Origin of the sequence: Leifsonia sp. Root1293 (assembly GCF_001425325.1) — a bacterium.
Classification (GTDB): domain Bacteria; phylum Actinomycetota; class Actinomycetes; order Actinomycetales; family Microbacteriaceae; genus Orlajensenia.
Map to the genome: position 1 here is coordinate 34,119 of NZ_LMEH01000001.1, position 18,597 is coordinate 52,715.

Genomic DNA, 18,597 nt, shown 5'->3' on the forward strand with positions numbered 1-18,597 from the left:
CGAGCAATCCCCCGCGCTCGCAGCGAGCGATGCTCCGCGCCCTCAGCGGGTGGTGCGCAGCGCCTGCAGGACGCGGGCGGTCGAGATGGCCGCCTCGGCAGCCTCGGTCCCCTTGTCCTCCTTGGAGTCGGGGAGCCCGGCGCGGTCGTAGCCCTGCTTCTCGTCGTCCAGCGTGAGCAGGCCGAAGCCCACCGGCTTGCCGGTGTCGAGCGCGACGCGCGTCAGGCCGTCCGTCGCCGCAGCCGAGACGTACTCGAAGTGCGGGGTGCCGCCCCGGATGATGACGCCGAGGGCGACGACGGCATCGGCACCGGCATCCAGAGCCGCCTTCGCGACGACGGGCAGCTCGAAGCTCCCGGGAACGCGCACGAGGGAGTACGAGGCACCGGCCGCCTTCAGGGTGCGCTCGGCGCCGGCGATGAGCCCGTCGGTGATCTCGGTGTGCCAGTGGCCGGCGACGATGACGACGTTCAGCCCGGTGCCGTCGATGTCGAGGGTGGGGGAGCCTGCTCCGCTCATGATGCGTGTCCTTCCAGGAGGGGTTCTGTGCCGGCGGCGGTGAGTCGCACGCTCTCGGCGAGTTGCTGATCGGCGATGGCGTGACCCATGCGGTCGCGCTTGGTCTCGAGGTACGACTCGTTGAACGCGCCGACGCCGACGACGAGCGGAACCCGCTCCGTCACCGTGACGCCGCGTTCCTCGAGCTGGCGCACCTTCTCGGGGTTGTTGGTCAGCAGCCGCACCGAGGTGATGCCCATCTGGTCGAGGATGGCTGTGGCCGCCCCGTAGTCGCGGGCATCGGCCGGGAGGCCGAGGGCGAGGTTGGCGTCGAGCGTGTCGAGGCCGTCCTCCTGCAGCCTGTAGGCGCGCAGCTTGTTGATCAGGCCGATGCCGCGCCCCTCGTGGCCGCGCAGGTAGATGACGATGCCGCCGTCGCGCTGGATCGTGTCGAGCGCGGCGTCGAGCTGGGGACCGCACTCGCACTTGAGTGAGCCGAACGCCTCGCCCGTGAGGCACTCCGAGTGCACACGCACGAGCGCTCCGGATGCCTCAGGCGTGCCGGCGACGATGGCCACGTGGTCGGCTCCGGTATGGCGATCCCTGTAGGCGCGCACCTTGAACGGCCCGTGCGTCGTCGGCACCGTCGTCTCGACCTCGAAGTCGACGCGCGAGCTCTCGGGGATCGGGACCGCGACGGGAACGTCGGTGTCGCAGTGCCATTCCTGCAGGTAGTCGATGATGGCGGCGACTGTCGTCACCGGGAGGTCCTCCCGGGCGCCGAGTTCGATGAGGCCGGGCAGGCGCATCATCTCGCCGTCATCGGCGACGATCTCGCCGATGACGCCGACGGGGGAGAGCCCGGCCAGCTTCATGAGGTCGACTGCAGCCTCGGTGTGGCCGCCACGCTCGCGCACGCCACCCTCCTTGGCGCGGAGCGGCAGCACGTGCCCCGGTCGGATGAGGTTCTCGGGCTGCGAGGTCGGGTCGGCCAGCACCCGCAGGGTGTGGGCCCGGTCGGCGGCGCTGATGCCCGTGCTGACGCGATCCGACGCGTCGACGGTGATCGTGTACGCGGTGCCGCGTGCGTCCTGGCTCTGCGTCGTCATGAGCGGCAGTTCGAGACGGTCGGCGTACTCGTCGGGCATCGGGGCGCAGAGGAATCCGGAGGTGTTCCGCACCATCCAGGCGATCCACTCCTGGCTGGCGAGCTCGGCGGCCATGATGGCATCGCCCTCGTTCTCCCTGGCCTCGTCGTCGGCGACGATGACGGGCTTTCCGGCGCGCAGGGCGTCGAGGACCTCGGGGATGGTGGCGAGGCTCATCGTGAGCTCCTGACTGTCGTGGCTGATTCCGGAACGGATGCGGATGCGGATGCGGGCGCGGGCGCCGGTGCCGGACCGTCTGCGAGCGAGGACGGCAGCGTGCGGTGCAGCCCGAGCGACAGCATCCGCTCGACGTGGCGAGCGAGGATGTCGGTCTCGATGTTGACGGTGTCGCCGACGGTGCGCTCGCCCAGGGTGGTCGCGGTGAGGGTCTCGGGAATGAGGGAGACCTCGAACCAGCCGTCGGCGATGCCGCCACCGACAGCGCTGACGGTCAGGGACGTGCCGTCGACGGCGATGGATCCCTTGTCGACGACGAGCGCTGCGTGCAGCGGGTCGAGGCTGAAGCGCACGACCCTCCACGCGCTGCCGTCGGTGATGGAGAGCACGGTGGCCGTGCCGTCGATGTGACCCTGGACGATGTGCCCGCCCAACCTGTCTCCCACGGCGGCTGCGCGCTCGAGGTTGACGGTGCGACCCTCGGTCGCCCCGGCGAGGGTCGACATCGCCAGGGTCTGCGCCATGACGTCGGCCGTGAAGGTCTCGGGGGTCGACGCGACGACGGTCAGGCACACACCGCTCACGGAGATCGAATCCCCGTGGCGTGCGTCCGAGACGACGAGAGGTCCGCGCACGGTGATCCTGGCGGCGTCGCCGGTCGTCTCGACGCGCTCGATGCGGCCGATCTCCTCGATGATTCCCGTGAACACTGCTGCCTCCTACGGCTTCTTCTTCAGGGTGGCGACGACCAGCAGGTCGTCGCCGAGTGCCTCGACGCTTGCGATCGAGAGCCTCAACGCGTCGTCGATCGTCGCGATTCCGACATCGCCGATGGCCGTCAGCGGACCGCCGATGATCGCGGGGGCGATGTAGACGAGCACCTCGTCGACGAGGCCGGCGGCGAGGAAGGCGCTGGCGAGCGTCGGCCCGCCTTCGATGAACAGGGAGCGAATGCCCCGGGCGTGCAGTTCGCGCAACTCCGCGGCGAGGTCGCCGCCCGCCGTGAAGATCGGCTCGTGCGTGCCGCGCCTGATGGCGGCATCCGCCGGCGTGCTGCGGGTTCCGAAGATCACGGGGACGGGCTGCGACGCGTACATGCTCCCGTCGGCATACCGTGCCGACAGTGCCGGATCATCGGCCAGCACCGTTCCGGTTCCCACTCCGATGGCGTCGGATGCCGCTCGGCGGGCGTGCACGTCGGCCCTGGCCTCTGGCCCGGTGATCCACTGGCTCGTCCCGTCGGCGGCCGCAGCGCGCCCGTCGAGGCTGGACGCCCATTTGACGGTGACGACGGGGCGCTTCAGCCTCGCGGCCGGAAGCCAGTCGCCGAGGCGCGCCGTCGTCTCGGCGATCAGTACCCCGCCGGTGACGTCGACACCGGCTTCGCGCAGGCGAGCGGCACCACCGGACGAGTGATCGCCGGGGTCGCTCACGCCGTAGACGACTCGGGCGACTCCGGCGGCGATCAGGGCCTCGGAACACGGACCCGTGCGACCCGTGTGATTGCACGGCTCGAGGGTCACGACAGCTGTCGCACCGCTGGCTTCGCCATCGGCGAGTCTCGAGAGGGCGTCGACCTCGGCGTGCGGGGTTCCGGCACCGCGATGCCAACCCTCGGCGATGGTGGTGCCCTCTGCGGACAGGATCACGCAGCCGACCTGCGGGTTCACGCCGCGGGAAGGTCCGAGGGCGGCGATCTCGACGGCGCGCTGCATCGCGCGCTCGATCACGTGATCGCTCAGGCGCTCCGCCGTCGTGCTGGTCATCCCGGTCTCAATCCTGTTGAGCTCCGGGGTCTCGGGCATCGCCCGAATCCGTCGTTCGGCGCGAACGCCGAACGACGCGTGCATCCTCCCATCCGGACTTTAACCGTCGGTCCCGGAATTCCACCAGGTCAACCGCCGATGAGGGCGGGTCGCGGACTATCACCGCCGGTTCGGATTCTCACCGACCCCGGAGCACGTTCTTGTCTTCGATGATAGATCAACGCACAGACGCGCGTCCTATTCCCGTGTCGTCGTGCGACGCGACCAGCAACCGTGCCGTGCCCTCGTCCACGTACAGGTCGGTGATGAGCCCGGCGGCGATGGCGCCGCGGATGCTCGCCAGGCGCGCTGCTCCAGACACGACGCAGATGCGCCTGGGCGTTCGCCGAAGCGTCTCGAAGGCCGGCCCGCTCCCCCTGTCGTTGAGACTGATCCCGTCGGTCGAGCCGTCGATGCGGTAGAAGACCGTCGCCACGTCTCCGACGACGTTCTGCTCCTGCAGGCTCCGGACGTCGTCAGGGTCGAGGAAGTTGCTGGAGTACACGTGGCTCGGGACCTCGGCGAACGGGGAGCCGACGCCGAAGAGGGCGACGTCGAGATGCTCCTGCAGGGCCAGCACCCGCTGCATGCTGCGCTCGCGCCACAGGGCCTGCTTCGTGAGCGGGTCGTCGAAGAACGCAGGCACCGGGAACTGCTGCACCTGAGCGTTGTAGGCCTCCCCGAACCTCCGCAGGATCTCGCTCGCATAGACGATGCCCGTGCTGGTGAGGTTGCCGGCGCCATTCAGCTGCACGATCTGGGTGTCGTGAACGGCCCGGGGGATGAGATGACGGGAGACGGCGCTCACGGTGGCACCCCACGCGACGCCGAGGGTGGAGTTCGAGTCCACGTACTCACCGAGCATCCGTGCAGCCGACAGAGCGACGCGCTCCAACCTGTCGACGTCGCTGGTGTGGTCGGGAACCGGGACGACGTGAGCCGTCACTCCGAACCCCTCGAGGATCTGCCGTTCGAGGATGTTCGGCATCTCCCGCGGCGACCGGACCCTGATGTCGACCAGACCGGTCTCCCGGGCGTGGCTCAGCAGCCTGGAGACCGAGGAGCGCGAGGTGCCCAGCTCGTGCGCGATGGCCTCCATCGTGAGGTCCTGCAGGTAGTAGAGCTGCGACGCCCGGAGAGCGTCGCGCGTTCTGGTGGTGAGGTCGGGGTGATCTGTGGCCATCCGTTCATCTTGCACGTATGTGCAGTTCACTTGCAACAAGGTGCGGGCGCGTCGAGACTGGACATGTCGGTGCGAATGCGTGCCGACCAGCGAACCAAAGGGATGCACCATGGCGACGTCGTCGACGACTTCCACTTCCTCCTCCGGAGCCGACGCGCTCCGCCCAGCAGTCGAGGCCCTGCGCGCACGGCCTCACGCCGATGTCCTCGTGATCGGGGCCGGCATCAACGGGATCGCCACCTTCCGCGATCTCGCCCTGCAGGGCGTCGACGTCGTCATCATCGACCGCGACGACTACGTCTCCGGTGCCTCGGCGGCATCGTCGCACATGATCCACGGCGGCATCCGCTACCTCGAGAACGGCGAGTTCAGGCTCGTTCGCGAGTCGGTCGAGGAGCGCAACGCCCTGGTCAGGATCGCCCCGCACTACGTCCGGCCGCTCAAGACCACCGTGCCGATCTTCTCCACCTTCAGCGGCATCCTCTCCGCGCCTCTGCGGTTCCTCACCCACAAGGCCGGAAAGCCGACCGAGCGCGGCGCGGCTCTCATCAAGGTGGGCCTCACCGCCTACGACTCGTTCTCGCGCGACGGCGGCAGCGTTCCCCGTCATGAGTTCCACGGCCGCAAGCGGTCGCTCGCGGAGCTCCCCGCCCTCAACCCCGGCATCAAGTACACGGCGACCTACTACGACGCCTCGATGCACGACCCGGAGCGGCTGGCTCTCGACGTGCTGAGCGACGGCTTGGCCGCCGGTCCTCACGCGCGGGCCGCGAACTACGTCGAGGCTGCCGGCGCCGACGGCGACGCCATCACCCTGCGCGACACCGTGACCGGCGAGGAGTTCGGCTTCACGGCATCCGTCGTCGTCAATGCCTCCGGACCGTGGACCGACCTCACCAACGAGGCGCTCGGTGGCGCCACGAGGTTCATGGGCGGTACCAAGGGCTCGCACATCGTGCTCGACCACCCGGAGCTGCTCGCAGCGACCGATGGTCGCGAGATCTTCTTCGAGCACGAGGACGGCCGCATCGTGCTCATCTACCCGCTCAAGGGTCGCGTTCTGGTCGGCACGACGGACCTGGAGCACGACATGCGGAAGCCGATCCGCACCACCGAGGACGAGGTCGACTACTTCTTCGACCTGATCTCGCACGTCTTCCCCGGCATCGCCGTGAACCGCTCGCACATCGTGTACCGGTTCGCCGGAGTGCGGCCGCTGCCCCGCCACGACGAGACCCAGCCCGGCTTCGTCTCGCGCGACTACCGCATCGAGGAGACCACGGTGCCCGGCAGCGGCGGTGCCGTGCCGCTGCTCAGCCTCGTCGGCGGCAAGTGGACGACCTTCCGTGCCCTGGCCGAGCACCTGGGCGACGAGGTGCTGGCCAAGCTCGGCCGCGCTCGCACCACGAGCACTGAGGGGCTCGCCATCGGCGGTGGCCGCGGCTACCCGACGACGGATGCCGCTCGCACGGTCTGGCTCGCGTCGCAGGGCGAGGTCCTCGGACGCGCCCGCGCCGAAGAACTGCTCGAGCGGTACGGAACCCGTGCGGAGTCACTCATCGCCGACCTGGCGGAGAGCGGAACCGACGTTCCCCTGGCCTCGGCACCGGCGTACAGCGTGGGCGAGATCGCCGCGTTGGCTCGCGAGGAGCAGGTGGTCCACCTCATCGACGTGCTGAAGCGCCGCACGAGCCTGGCCTTCGTCGGGGCTGTCACGGCAGACGTCCTCTCCGAGCTCGCCGACGTGGTCGGCGACGCACTCGGGTGGACCGGCGCCCGTCGTGCCGCCGAGATCGAGCACGCTCGCATCGAGCTGCACGACGCGCACGGCGTGGCCATCGAGGAGCGTCGGACTGCGCACGCCTGAGGGGACAATCTCCCGGTGGTCGAGTAGCGAGCGACGCAGGAGCACGCGCATCGAGACCCGCTGAGCATTGCCGCAGACCGAGCGTGCACGGAGTGGCCTCGATACGTGGCCTCGCTTCGCTCGGGCACTACTCGACCAGCGGGGGTCAGCCTTCCAGCGCCCCGACCAGCTGATCGAGCCCCGTGATCTCGAGCACGCCGCGCTGACGCGCATCTGCGGCATCCGTCGCCTCGGGAACCAGGCCCGTGCGATTCAGCCACACGCCCGTCATGCCGGCGGAGGCGGCGCCGATCGCATCGGTGCGCAGCCTGTCGCCGACGTATGCGGCTTCGCCGGGAGCGACGCCCAGCCGGGAGCAGGCGAACTCGAAGATGCGCGGGTCGGGCTTCGTGATGCCGAGGGAGCCGGAGGCGACGATGCCGTCGACGAGGGTCGTGAGACCGACGGTGTCGAGCTTGGCCTGCTGGAAGGCCGGCTCGCCGTTGGTGATCACGCCGATGCGGATGCCGTCTCGAGCCCGTCTGAGGGCGGCCAGGGCGTCGAGGGCATCGTCGTGCAGCACCCAGGCGGCCCGGTAGTGCTCGAAGTAGTCGTCGAACCACGCCCCGGCCGCGGCCTCGGCCAGCACGACGCCGTGGGCTGCCGCGAAATCGCGCGCCCGGGCTCGACGCTGGCCCTGGAAGTCGAGGGTGCCGGCCAGGTACGAGTGGTAGTGCCTCTCCTCGAGGTCGTGCCAGAGGGCGACGTCGCCGGCGCGGTCGGGAGAGGAGAACCCCACGGCATCCATCTGCACCTCGATCGCGCGGGCGACGGCGCCACGATGGGCGAACAGCGTGTCATCGAGGTCGAACAGCACGGCGGCCGGGATGCCGCTCACAGGCGGGTCTCCTCGGGCCAGCTCGCCCGCGCCTGCTCGGCGTCGTGGGAGCGCAGCAGCACGCCGTGCCAGCTCGGCACGTGCGAACCGTCGCGGACGGGATGCGATGAGGGGGCCGTGCCCGTGAAGGCGAACCCGACGGCGCGAGCGACCGCAGCGGAATCCCGGTTGCCCGCCATGGCCTCCCACGTGAGGGCATCCGTGCGCGGCACGTCGCCGCTCACGAACACCCACTGCGCGACGGCGGCCAGCGCCTCGCGCATGTAGCCGTTGCCGCGCTGATCTGCTCCCAGCCAGAAGCCGACGTCGCACCGCAGTGTGCGGTAGCTGATGACGCCGATCAATGGCCCGCCCTCGCGGGTGCGTATCGCCCAGGTCGCCTCCGTTCCCGTCGACCAGCCGAGCGGCGCTACGGTCGCGACGAACCCCTCGGCGTGCCGCAACTCGTACGGCCATGGCGTCGTCAGCCAGCGCTCGAAGAGCGGATCGCGGCAGTATTCGGCGATGCTCGCGGCATCGGCCTGGGTCGGCTGGTCGAGGACCAGCCGCTCGGTTCGGATGACGACGGGTTGCATCAGCGGCGCCTGATGAAGCCGATACGGTCGTAGACCGCGGCGAGGGTCCTCTCGGCTGTCGCCGTCGCCTTGTCGGCTCCGAGGGCGAGGAGCCTGTCGAGTTCGGCCGGGTCCTCGAGCAGTTCCAGCGTTCTGGTGCGCACGGGGGAGAGGGTGTCGACGACGACCTCGGCGAGGTCCTTCTTCAGGTCGCCGTAGCCGCGACCGTCGTACTCCTGCTCGAGCGCTGCGATCGTGCGACCGCTGAGCGAGGAGTAGATGGAGAGCAGGTTGGAGACGCCGGCCTTGTTCTCGGGATCGAACCGCACCTCGCGGTCGGCATCCGTCACAGCGCTCTTGATCTTCTTCGCCGTGACCTTCGGGTCGTCCATGATGTTGATGAGACCGGCTGGGCTGGCGGCCGACTTGCTCATCTTCGCTGCGGGGTTGGCCAGGTCGTAGATCTTGGCCGACTCCTTGGGGATGTGCGCCTCCGGCACGACGAAGGTGTCGCCGAAGCGACTGTTGAAGCGCTGCGCGAGGGTGCGTGTGAGTTCGAGGTGCTGGCGCTGGTCCTCGCCGACGGGGACCAGGTCGGTGCCGTAGAGCAGGATGTCGGCCGCCATCAGCACGGGGTAGGTGAAGAGGCCGACGCTGGTCGCGTCGGATCCCTGCCTGGCCGACTTGTCCTTGAACTGCGTCATGCGGCCGGCCTCGCCGAAACCGGTGATGGTGCCCAGCACCCAGGCGAGCTCGGCGTGCGCCGGCACCTGCGACTGGATGAACAGGGTGCACTGAGATGGATCGATGCCCGCGGCGATGTACTGCGCCGCCGTCTGGCGCGTGTTGGCCCGCAGCTGGTGCGGGTCCTGCGCGACGGTGATCGAGTGCAGGTCGACGACGCAGTAGTAGGCGTCGAAGTCGCGCTGCATGGCGACCCAGTTGAGCAGGGCGCCGATGTAGTTGCCCAGGTGCAGCGAGTCGCTCGAGGGCTGCATGCCCGAGAACAGGAGGGGACGGACGTCATTCATGTGGGAGGCCTTCTGGTGTGACGAGAGAAGAGGGGGTCAGATCGAGTAGTCGACGACGACGGGAGCGTGATCAGACCATCGCTCGGAGTAGCTCGCCGCTCGGTCGACGGTGTACGCGGTGACGGATGCCGCCAGGGCAGGCGTGGCCAACTGGTAGTCGATGCGCCAGCCGGTGTCGTTGTCGAATGCCTGACCCCTGGCCGACCACCAGGTGTAGGGGCCGTCGACCTCGCCGGCGGCACGGCGGCCGAGGTCGACCCAGCCGAGTCCGGCGCCGGCGTTGTAGTCGGGATCGCCCTCGGCTCCGACGAACCTGTCGAAGTAGGCGCGTTCCTCGGGCAGGAAGCCGGCGCGCTTCACGTTGCCCTTCCAGTTCTTGATGTCGAGGGTGCGGTGCCCGACGTTGAGGTCGCCCATGACCACGCTCAGCTCGTTGTGCTCGGCCAGTTCGGGCAGTCGTGCCTCCATGGCGTCGAGGAACTTGTACTTCTCGACCTGCTTCGGGGTGTCAGCCTCGCCGGAGTGCACGTAGGCGCTCACCACGGTGACGATGCGTCCGCCCACCTCGAAGTCAGCCTCCAGCCAGCGTCCGGCGCTGTCGAAATCGGGTGCCCCCAGCTCGACGCGGTGGATCTTCGCAGCTCCGCGGCTGGCCAGCGCGACCCCGGCACGACCCTTGGCCGTCGCGGCGTCGTGGAGCACGCTCCACTCGTCGCCGAGCAGCGCCGTCACGTGCTCGGTCTCGGCGCGCACCTCCTGGATCGCGAGGATGTCGACGCCGCGTGCATCGAGCCACGCGCCCATGCCGTTGCGGTAGGCGGCGCGGATGCCGTTGACGTTGACGGACGCGATGCGAAGCGGTGTTGCCATGCCTTCGATCCTATGGGAGGCCTCAGACGTCCTCGGGTCGGCGTGGAGCCTGGAGAACGGCATCCGTGGGGCGGATGCCGTGACCCGCCGCAGCCGCCGATGCCGTCTGCAGCTCGTCGAGCTCCGACTGCAGTCGAGCGATGCGCCGCCTGACGCCCACGCGGCGGATCCAGCCCACCTCGACGGCCTCCTCGCGTGCCCGGCGCAGCTCGACCTGGGTGGTGAGGATACGGGCGTCGCGCTCGGCCTGCCTGCGTTCGGCATCCAGTTGTTCCGGGGTGACGCGGCGCAGCGAGACGTTCCGATCGCTGGCGGCGATGTAGATCCAGGATGCCGCCACGAGGGTGACGATCGAGGTGATCCTGAACCACAGGAGCAGGCCGATGAACACGGTGAACGTCGCGAACAGCGGATTGCTCGTCGCGCTGCCGACGAGGTAGCCGGCTCCGATCTGGAGCACGTACATCGCCACACCGCCGAGCACCGATCCGCTCCACAGTCGGCTCCACTTCACGCTGGCGCCGGACAGGAACCGGAACATGGCCAGGAGCACCGCCGTGTTGATCACCAGCACGACGAGGAATCCGGCTCCACCGATGGAGGCCTGCACCAGCCAGTTCGCCATGTCGAGACCGAGCAGCGAGAAGACCCAGGTGGCTGCGGCCGTGCTCGCCACGGACAGCAGCGATCCGACGAGGATCATGGCGCCGAAGGCGAGGGCGGCGAGCAGGTCGCGGGCCTTGAGGAGAACGTAGGAGCGCATGTCCTTCGGCAGCCCGAAGAGGCTCCGCACCGCCGTTCGGGAGTAGGTGATCCACCCGATCGCGGTCCAGATGAATCCGGCCAGGGCCACGGCACCCGTCCATCCGAACAGGCTCGTCGACGATGCGGCGATCTCCTCGAGCTGGTCCGGCGTGATGGCGCCGCCTTCGGCGATCAGGCCGGGCACGTAGGTGTTGATCAGGGTGATGAGGCCGTCGAGGGTGCTCGGGTCACCGCCGAGCCAGAGGCCGGTGGCGGCGAAGACGACGTAGACGGCTGCGAACACGGCGAAGAGCGCCTGATAGCTCATTCCGGCCGACAGGATGAAGCCGTTCCGGAACAGGAACCAGCGCCAGACGCGCACCGGGAACAGCGCCATCGTCTTCTGCGTGATGGTGGTGACGGTCTGGATCGGCTCCTCGAACCGTTCGCCGAGCGACTCCATCCGCTCGCGCATCTCCGCACTCACGCGCTCGCCCCGGGTGGGAGGGTCGAGCGGATCCTCGGCCGGTGTCTCGGCCGGCACGGTCACACGAGAACTCACCCTGCCAGCGTAGGGGAGGTGCTCCCTACGCGTGGCCCCGCATGAGAGCCTGCTTGACCTCGGCGATGGCCTGCGTGACCTGGATGCCGCGGGGGCAGGCGTCGGTGCAGTTGAAGGTCGTCCGGCAGCGCCAGACGCCCTCCTTGTCGTTGAGGATGTCGAGGCGCACCTGCGAGGCGTCGTCACGCGAGTCGAAGATGAAGCGGTGCGCGTTGACGATCGCCGCGGGGCCGAAGTACTGCCCGTCGGTCCAGAAGACGGGGCAGCTCGACGTGCACGCGGCGCACAGGATGCACTTCGTGGTGTCGTCGAACCGGGCGCGCTCAGCGACCGACTGCACGCGCTCCTTGCCGGGCTCCGGCTTGGAGCCGGGGATGAGGAAGGGCTGCACATCGCGGAAGGACGCGAAGAACGGCTCCATGTCGACGATGAGGTCCTTCTCCAGTGGCAGGCCCTTGATGGCCTCCACGTAGATGGGCTTCGAGATGTCGAGGTCCTTGATCAGCGTCTTGCAGGCCAGGCGGTTGCGGCCGTTGATGCGCATGGCATCCGAACCGCAGATGCCGTGGGCGCAGGAGCGACGGAACGTGAGCGATCCGTCCTGCTCCCACTTGATCTTGTGCAGCGCGTCGAGCACGCGGTCCGTCGCGTACATCTCGACGTCGAAGTCCTGCCAGCGCGGTTCGGTGTCGGTGTCTGGGTCGAACCGTCGGATGATGAAGGTGACCGTGAACGGGATGACCGACGGGTCGGCGTTGCCGGGACGGTCCGCGGCGATGGTGGCTGTTGTCACGGTCAGTACTTCCTCTCCATGGGCTGGTAGCGGGTCATGACGACGGGTTTCCAGTCGAGCCGGATGTGGTCCGCCGCGTCGGCGGAATCAGCTTCGCCAGACAGGTACGCCATGGTGTGCTTCATGTAGTTCTCGTCGTCGCGCTTCGGGAAGTCGTCGCGCATGTGACCGCCGCGGCTCTCCTTGCGGTTGCGTGCCGAGTAGACGACGACCTCGGCCAGGTCGAGCAGGAAGCCCAGCTCGACGGCCTCGAGCAGGTCGGTGTTGAACCGCTTGCCCTTGTCCTGCACGGCGACGTTCTTGTAGCGCTCGCGCAGCGTGTGGATGGTCTCGGTGACCTCGGCGAGCGACTCGTCGGTGCGGAACACCTGGGCGTTGCGGTCCATGTGGTCCTGCAGCTCCTTGCGCAGCACGGCGACGCGCTCGGTGCCGGTCGAGCCCTTGATGTGCTCGAGCAGCTCGCGCACGGCCTTCGCCGGATCGGCTGGCAGCGGCGTGAAGTCGACGTTCTGCACGTACGCGACGGCGTTGTTGCCCGCGCGCTTGCCGAAGACGTTGATGTCGAGCAGCGAGTTGGTGCCGAGACGGTTGGAGCCGTGCACGGACACGCAGGCGCACTCACCGGCGGCGTAGAGGCCGGGGACGACGGTGTCGTTGTCGCGCAGCACCTCTGCCGACACGTTGGTGGGGATGCCGCCCATCGCGTAGTGCGCCGTCGGCATGACGGGCACGGGCTCCGTCACGGGATCGACGCCGAGGTAGGTGCGCGCGAACTCGGTGATGTCGGGCAGCTTGGTCTCGAGCACCTCCGCGCCGAGGTGCGTGCAGTCGAGGTACACGTAGTCCTTGTTGGGGCCGGCTCCGCGGCCCTCGGCGACCTCCTGCACCATGCACCTGGCGACGATGTCGCGCGGCGCGAGGTCCTTGATGGTGGGGGCGTAGCGCTCCATGAAGCGCTCGCCGCTCGCGTTGCGCAGGATGGCGCCCTCGCCGCGGGCGCCCTCGGTGAGCAGGATGCCGAGTCCGGCGAGGCCCGTCGGGTGGAACTGGAAGAACTCCATGTCCTCGAGCGGGAGGCCCTTGCGCCAGATGATGCCGACGCCGTCGCCGGTCAGCGTGTGGGCGTTCGACGTCGTCTTGTAGATCTTGCCGAAGCCGCCCGTTGCGAAGATGATCGCCTTGGCCTGGAAGACGTGCAGCTCGCCGGACGACAGGTCGATGGCGACGACGCCCGATGGCTGGTCGACGCCGTCGACGTTCGTCATGACGAGGTCGAGCACGTAGTACTCGTTGAAGAAGTTGATGCCGAGGCGCACGCAGTTCTGGAACAGGGTCTGCAGGATCATGTGGCCGGTGCGGTCCGCTGCGTAGCAGGCGCGACGCACAGGAGCCTTGCCGTGGTCGCGGGTGTGGCCGCCGAAGCGCCGCTGGTCGATCTTGCCCTCAGGGGTGCGGTTGAACGGCAGGCCCATGTTCTCGAGGTCGATGACGGCGTCGATGGCCTCCTTCGCGAGGATCTCGGCTGCATCCTGGTCGACGAGGTAGTCGCCGCCCTTGATGGTGTCGAAGGTGTGCCACTCCCAGCTGTCCTCCTCGACGTTCGCGAGGGCGGCAGCCATGCCGCCCTGCGCGGCGCCCGTGTGGGAGCGCGTCGGGTACAGCTTCGAGATGACGGCGGTCTTCGCACCGGGGCCGGCCTCGATGGCGGCGCGCATGCCGGCACCGCCGGCTCCCACGATGACGATGTCGAACTGGTGGTAGTGCACGCCGTCGACGACGGTGGACTCGGATTCAGGATTCACAGGTGCCGTACTCATATCTATTTCGTTTATCCGACCGGGCAGAAGGAGGGCAGCAGGTCGGCAGGGGATCCGGCCGGGCAGGGCTCGAACGTGAAGACCACGAGGGTGCCGAGCAGGATGAGCGCGGCGACGGAGACGAAGATGGCGCCCTTCAGGATGCGGCGGGTCGACTCCTGCGTCGCGTAGTCGTTCACGATCGTGCGCATGCCGTTGCCGCCGTGGATGAGCGCGAGCCAGAGCATGAGCACATCCCAGATCTGCCAGAACGGCGTGGCGTACTTCCCGCCGACGAAGCCGAAGTCGATGGCGTGCACGCCGTCGCCCACCATGAGGTTGACGAAGAGGTGGCCGAAGATGAGCACGAGCAGGAGCACGCCGGAGACGCGCATGTAGATCCAGCCCCACTTCTCCCAGTTCACGCCGCGAGTTCGTGCAGGACGGGAGGGGGAGCGGGGCGGCTCGATGGCCGGAGCGTTGTCGATGGCGGTCACGTCGATCCCTCCTAGTGTCCGAAGACGTTCATCAGGTGGCGGGGGGTGAAGCCCAGCATCGTGACGACCCAGAGTCCGATCACGACGTAGAACATGACCTTCTGGTAGCGCACGCCCTTCGACCAGAAGTCGATGAGGATGATGCGGATGCCGTTGAAGGCGTGGAACACGATCGCGCCGACGAGCGCCACCTCGCCGAGCCCCATGATGGGCGTCTGGTAGGTGCTGATGACAGCGTTGTACGCCTCGGGGCTGACGCGGATGAGTGCGGTGTCGAGAACGTGCACCAGCAGGAAGAAGAAGATGGCGACGCCGGTGATCCGATGCAGAACCCATGACCACATGCCCTCGCGGCCCCGGTACAGGGTTCCTCCCGGACGGGATGCGCGCTTGGTGTCTGCTGTCAGGGTTCCTGCCGTGTCCTGAGGCATGAACAACCCTCCCTGGCTGTGTCTGACGGCCGTGAGAATCACCGGCCGGAACCGCTCGACGAGCGTGAGCCCAAGTCTATTCCCTTCATTTCGCCCAGTTCCCGTAAGGGGAACCTAACTGTCTCGACGTCGAGAGACCGCTCGCCGGATGCCGCCGGACACCGGCTCATGGCCGGAACCGGGCGGCAGATAGTCTGGGCTGCATGACTGCGATCGAGCGCTTCTACAGCGTCATCCCGGCCGGCGGCATCGGCTCCAGGCTCTGGCCCCTCTCACGCGCCGACGCGCCCAAATTCCTGCACGACCTCACGGGTTCCGGGCAGACGCTGCTCCGCGACACCTGGGACCGACTGGCCCCCATCTCCGGCACCGGGCGCATCATGGTGGTCACCGGGCGGGCGCACCGAGCCGCCGTTGAGGCTCAGCTGCCGGAGCTGGCCGACCACAACGTCGTGCTCGAGAGCGAGCCCCGCGATTCGTCGGCTGCGATCGGTCTGGCCGCCGCGATCCTCGCGCTCCGCGAGCCCGACGTGATCATCGGATCCTTCGCGGCCGACCACGTCATCAAGGGCACCGTCCTGTTCCGCCATGCCGTGCAGGAGGCCGCTGCGCTGGCCGATGCCGGCTACATCGCGACCATCGGCATCCGCCCCACCGAGCCGGCCATCGGATTCGGCTACATCCGCACGGGCGGCCACCTCGAGGTGGCCGGGGCACCCTCGGCGATCATGGTCGACTCCTTCGTCGAGAAGCCGGACCTCGAGACGGCCGAGCGCTACGTCGACGGCGGCAAGCACCTCTGGAACGCCGGGATGTTCATCACGCGGGCCGATCGCCTGCTCGAGGAGATCGCCCGCAACAAGCCCGAGCTGCACGCCGGCCTCATCGAGCTCGCTGCCGCCTGGGACGACCCGGCCACGCGCGGCCCCGCCGTCGACCGCATCTGGCCGAACCTGGAGAAGATCGCCATCGACTACTCCGTCGCAGAGCCCGCAGCGGCGGCGGGGCGCCTCGCCGTCGTGCCGGCGCAGTTCGACTGGGACGACGTCGGCGACTTCGCCTCGATCGCGAAGATCCACTCGGGCGGTCGCAAGCACGACCTCGCCATCCTCGGGGCCGATGCCCGGGTGCTGGCGGATTCCTCGAGCGGCATCGTCGTCAGTCAGGGCGGACGCACCATCGCACTCATCGGCGTCGAGGACATCGTGGTGGTCGACACCCCCGATGCCCTCCTCGTCACCACGAGCGCCAACGCCCAGAAGGTCAAGTCCGTCGTCGACGCCCTGCGCCTCTCCGGCCGCGGCGACGTGCTCTGACGCACACCCCTCCAGCACAGCTCCCGAGAGGATCAGCACCATGGGAAACCGACTGCTCACAGCATCCGTCGTCGCCGCCGTCTCGATCGCAGCCCTGGCCGGTTGCGCCGAGGCGCCGAGCTCGACCGGGTCGTCGACCTCCGCGGCCGGAGACTACTGCGCCAGGATGGTGACGAACTCCGGCGGCCTCGAAGACCGCTCGTTCAACCAGTCCAGCTGGGCCGGGCTCCAGAAGGCCGAGAAGGACGCCGGTATAGAGGTACAGGCGCTGGTCTCGACCGGTGAGACGGATCTGGCGCCGAACGTGCAGCAGGCCGTCGACTCCGGCTGCCAGTTCGTGCTCACCGTCGGCTACGAACTGGCCGACGCCACGACGTCTGCGGCTGAGGCGAACCCCGACGTGCACTTCTCGATCGTCGACGAGGTCGTCGACGCCTCCAACGTGAAGCCCGTCATCTTCGACACGGCGCAGGCCAGCTACCTCGCCGGCTACCTCGCGGCCGGCGTCTCGAAGACCGGAAAGGTCGCGACCTTCGGCGGCGGCAACCAGCCTCCCGTGACGCTGTTCATGGACGGCTTCGTCGACGGGGTCGCCGCCTACAACGCCGCGCACGGCACCCAGGTCGTCGCGCTCGGCTGGGACAAGGTCAAGCAGGACGGGACCTTCACCGGAGACTTCGAGGACATCAACAAGGGCAAGACCCTCACCGAGAGCCTCATCGACCAGGGCGCGGACGTCATCCTGCCCGTCGCGGGACAGGTGGGTGAGGGGTCGGCGGCGGCCGCGCTCGAGAACCCCGGCGTGTCCGTCATCTGGGTCGACAACGACGGCTTCGACACCCTCCCGGCGAAGTACCACCCCGTGCTGCTCACCAGCGTGCTGAAGAACACCCAGGACGCCGTCGCGCAGATCGTCACCGACGACGCATCGGGCACCTTCGACCCGGCACCGTTCATCGGCACTCTCGAGAACGGGGGAGTCGGCCTCGCCCCCTTCCACGATCTCGCCTCGTCCGTTCCGCAGGAGCTCTCGGACGAGCTCGACGCCCTGAGCGCGAAGATCGTCGACGGCTCCGTCGTCGTCACGTCGCCCAGCACGCCGGAATAGCTCGCCGAGGCCCGGTCCGCGCGCACATTCCTTGCGCATCCGCGTCGACGGATGCCGCTACGGTCGCAGATTCATAACCATTCGCGCGCGCACCCCTTTTGCTCTTTTGAGCAAGGAAATATTCGGTAACGTGATTGCACATCCCGGCCCATCCATCCCTGTGGGCCTGCAATCCTGGAGGTCATCTTGACGATCACTACCCGAAAGGCCGCCATCGGCGGACTTGCCGCGCTCAGCGCAGCGCTCCTGCTGGCCGGCTGTGCCTCGGCGCCCGAGGAAGGCGGCGAGTCGTCGGGTGCAGCAGCAGCATCCGACTTCGTTCCCTGCATGGTCTCCGACTCCGGTGGATTCGACGACAAGTCGTTCAACCAACTCGGGTCCGAGGGCCTCGAGAAGGCAGCCAAGGAGCTCGGCGTCGAGCCGATCAAGGTGCAGTCCGATGCTGAGACCGACTTCGCCCCGAACCTGACGAACCTCGTCGACCAGGGCTGCAACGTCATCGTCACCGTCGGCTTCGCGCTCTCGGCAGCGACCATCGAGTCGGCAACGGCCAACCCCGAGGTCGACTACACGATCATCGACGACGCGGCGGATGCCGACTTCGACGGCAAGGCCGACGCCGACAACATCAAGCCGATCCTGTTCGACACCGCCCAGGCGGCGTTCCTCGCCGGCTACGCGGCGGCCGACTACTCGAAGACCGGCGTCGTCGGAACCTTCGGTGGAATGAACTTCCCGACGGTCTCCATCTTCATGGACGGCTTCAAGCAGGGCGTCGACTACCACAACTCCGAGAAGGGGACCGCAGTCAAGGTTCTCGGCTGGGACGGCACCGACGGTCTCTTCACCGGTGGCTTCGAGGCGAACGACACCGCTCGCCAGACGGCTCAGGGCCTGATCGACCAGAACGTCGACGTGCTCCTGCCCGTCGGTGGACCGATCTACCAGAGCGCCGCTGCGGCCATCAAGGACGCCGGTCGTGACATCGCCATGATCGGTGTCGACGCCGACTTCACCGTCACGGCTCCCGACGTCGCCGACCTCATGCTGACCTCGATCCTCAAGGGCATCGACGTCGGAACCTACGACGCCGTCGTGGCAGCGGGCAAGGGCGACTTCGACCCGACCCCGTTCATCGGAACCCTCGAGAACGACGGCGTCGGCATCGCGCCGTTCCACTCGTTCGAGGACAAGGTCGCTTCGACCCTCCAGGGTGAGCTCGACACGATCAAGGCCGGCATCATCGACGGCTCGATCCCCGTCAAGTCCTACCTCGCAGGCTAAGACAGTCTCCGACGGAAGGGGAGGTCGGCGAGAGCCGGCCTCCCCTTCTGCATGTC

18 protein-coding genes and 1 riboswitch are annotated in these 18,597 nt (G+C 68.3%); of the genes, 4 read left to right on the top strand and 14 right to left on the bottom strand.

Annotation, left to right across the window (positions count from 1 at the left end; all coding sequences use genetic code 11):
- Positions 1-42 precede the first annotated feature (42 nt).
- The 5 genes from ribH to ASC59_RS00180 form a co-directional block, all read right to left on the bottom strand.
- Positions 43-519, bottom strand: coding sequence for a 6,7-dimethyl-8-ribityllumazine synthase (gene ribH / locus ASC59_RS00160; RefSeq protein WP_055817245.1), 477 nt, complete (start codon positions 517-519; stop codon positions 43-45).
- Positions 516-1,823 (bottom strand): bifunctional 3,4-dihydroxy-2-butanone-4-phosphate synthase/GTP cyclohydrolase II, encoded by a 1,308-nt coding sequence (locus ASC59_RS00165; protein ID WP_055817248.1) that lies wholly within the window; start codon positions 1,821-1,823, stop codon positions 516-518. Before ASC59_RS00165 ends, ribH begins: the two co-directional genes overlap by 4 nt.
- The gene (locus ASC59_RS00170; RefSeq protein WP_082513306.1) at positions 1,820-2,533 is read right to left on the bottom strand and encodes a riboflavin synthase; all 714 of its coding nucleotides are present in this window, start codon (positions 2,531-2,533) and stop codon (positions 1,820-1,822) included. Before ASC59_RS00170 ends, ASC59_RS00165 begins: the two co-directional genes overlap by 4 nt.
- A gap of 9 nt (positions 2,534-2,542) precedes the next feature.
- Positions 2,543-3,589 (bottom strand): bifunctional diaminohydroxyphosphoribosylaminopyrimidine deaminase/5-amino-6-(5-phosphoribosylamino)uracil reductase RibD, encoded by a 1,047-nt coding sequence (gene ribD, locus ASC59_RS00175; RefSeq protein ID WP_055822527.1) that lies wholly within the window; start codon positions 3,587-3,589, stop codon positions 2,543-2,545.
- 75 nt (positions 3,590-3,664) lie between these two features.
- Positions 3,665-3,788, bottom strand: a riboswitch (FMN riboswitch).
- An 18-nt stretch (positions 3,789-3,806) separates the two neighbouring features.
- Positions 3,807-4,811 (bottom strand): sugar-binding transcriptional regulator, encoded by a 1,005-nt coding sequence (locus ASC59_RS00180; protein WP_055817251.1) that lies wholly within the window; start codon positions 4,809-4,811, stop codon positions 3,807-3,809.
- A gap of 109 nt (positions 4,812-4,920) precedes the next feature.
- On the opposite strand from ASC59_RS00180, the gene ASC59_RS00185 reads away from it, so the two are divergent.
- Positions 4,921-6,678, top strand: a complete 1,758-nt coding sequence (locus tag ASC59_RS00185; RefSeq protein ID WP_055817254.1) for a glycerol-3-phosphate dehydrogenase/oxidase — start codon at positions 4,921-4,923, stop codon at positions 6,676-6,678.
- A gap of 145 nt (positions 6,679-6,823) precedes the next feature.
- Here ASC59_RS00185 and ASC59_RS00190 read toward each other — a convergent pair whose 3' ends face one another.
- The 9 genes from ASC59_RS00190 to sdhC are packed head-to-tail and all read right to left on the bottom strand — an operon-like array spanning position 6,824 to position 14,833.
- Positions 6,824-7,555 carry an HAD family hydrolase gene (locus ASC59_RS00190; RefSeq protein WP_055817257.1) on the bottom strand — a complete coding sequence of 244 codons (732 nt, stop codon included), beginning with the start codon at positions 7,553-7,555 and terminating at the stop codon, positions 6,824-6,826.
- Positions 7,552-8,130 (bottom strand): GNAT family N-acetyltransferase, encoded by a 579-nt coding sequence (locus ASC59_RS00195; protein WP_055817260.1) that lies wholly within the window; start codon positions 8,128-8,130, stop codon positions 7,552-7,554. Before ASC59_RS00195 ends, ASC59_RS00190 begins: the two co-directional genes overlap by 4 nt.
- Positions 8,130-9,140, bottom strand: coding sequence for a tryptophan--tRNA ligase (gene trpS / locus ASC59_RS00200; RefSeq protein ID WP_055817263.1), 1,011 nt, complete (start codon positions 9,138-9,140; stop codon positions 8,130-8,132). Before trpS ends, ASC59_RS00195 begins: the two co-directional genes overlap by 1 nt.
- 36 nt (positions 9,141-9,176) lie before the next feature.
- Positions 9,177-10,010 (bottom strand): exodeoxyribonuclease III, encoded by an 834-nt coding sequence (locus tag ASC59_RS00205; protein WP_055817266.1) that lies wholly within the window; start codon positions 10,008-10,010, stop codon positions 9,177-9,179.
- Between the two features lie 22 nt (positions 10,011-10,032).
- Positions 10,033-11,316 carry a YihY/virulence factor BrkB family protein gene (locus ASC59_RS00210; RefSeq protein ID WP_235492532.1) on the bottom strand — a complete coding sequence of 428 codons (1,284 nt, stop codon included), beginning with the start codon at positions 11,314-11,316 and terminating at the stop codon, positions 10,033-10,035.
- A gap of 25 nt (positions 11,317-11,341) precedes the next feature.
- Positions 11,342-12,109, bottom strand: a complete 768-nt coding sequence (locus ASC59_RS00215; RefSeq protein ID WP_055817271.1) for a succinate dehydrogenase iron-sulfur subunit — start codon at positions 12,107-12,109, stop codon at positions 11,342-11,344.
- 2 nt (positions 12,110-12,111) lie between these two features.
- Positions 12,112-13,926, bottom strand: a complete 1,815-nt coding sequence (sdhA, locus tag ASC59_RS00220) for a succinate dehydrogenase flavoprotein subunit (protein WP_055817274.1) — start codon at positions 13,924-13,926, stop codon at positions 12,112-12,114.
- Between the two features lie 11 nt (positions 13,927-13,937).
- Positions 13,938-14,402, bottom strand: a complete 465-nt coding sequence (locus ASC59_RS00225) for a succinate dehydrogenase hydrophobic membrane anchor subunit (protein WP_055817277.1) — start codon at positions 14,400-14,402, stop codon at positions 13,938-13,940.
- Between the two features lie 11 nt (positions 14,403-14,413).
- Positions 14,414-14,833 carry a succinate dehydrogenase, cytochrome b556 subunit gene (gene sdhC, locus ASC59_RS00230; RefSeq protein WP_082510098.1) on the bottom strand — a complete coding sequence of 140 codons (420 nt, stop codon included), beginning with the start codon at positions 14,831-14,833 and terminating at the stop codon, positions 14,414-14,416.
- A gap of 203 nt (positions 14,834-15,036) precedes the next feature.
- Between sdhC and ASC59_RS00235 the strand changes: the two genes are divergently transcribed.
- From ASC59_RS00235 to ASC59_RS00245, 3 genes are all read left to right on the top strand, one after another.
- Positions 15,037-16,149 (top strand): mannose-1-phosphate guanylyltransferase, encoded by a 1,113-nt coding sequence (locus ASC59_RS00235; protein ID WP_055817279.1) that lies wholly within the window; start codon positions 15,037-15,039, stop codon positions 16,147-16,149.
- A gap of 40 nt (positions 16,150-16,189) precedes the next feature.
- Positions 16,190-17,257: a BMP family lipoprotein gene (locus tag ASC59_RS00240; RefSeq protein WP_055817282.1), complete on the top strand. Its 1,068-nt coding sequence runs from the start codon at positions 16,190-16,192 to the stop codon at positions 17,255-17,257.
- 186 nt (positions 17,258-17,443) lie between these two features.
- Positions 17,444-18,541 carry a BMP family lipoprotein gene (locus ASC59_RS00245; protein WP_055817287.1) on the top strand — a complete coding sequence of 366 codons (1,098 nt, stop codon included), beginning with the start codon at positions 17,444-17,446 and terminating at the stop codon, positions 18,539-18,541.
- Positions 18,542-18,597 lie beyond the last annotated feature (56 nt).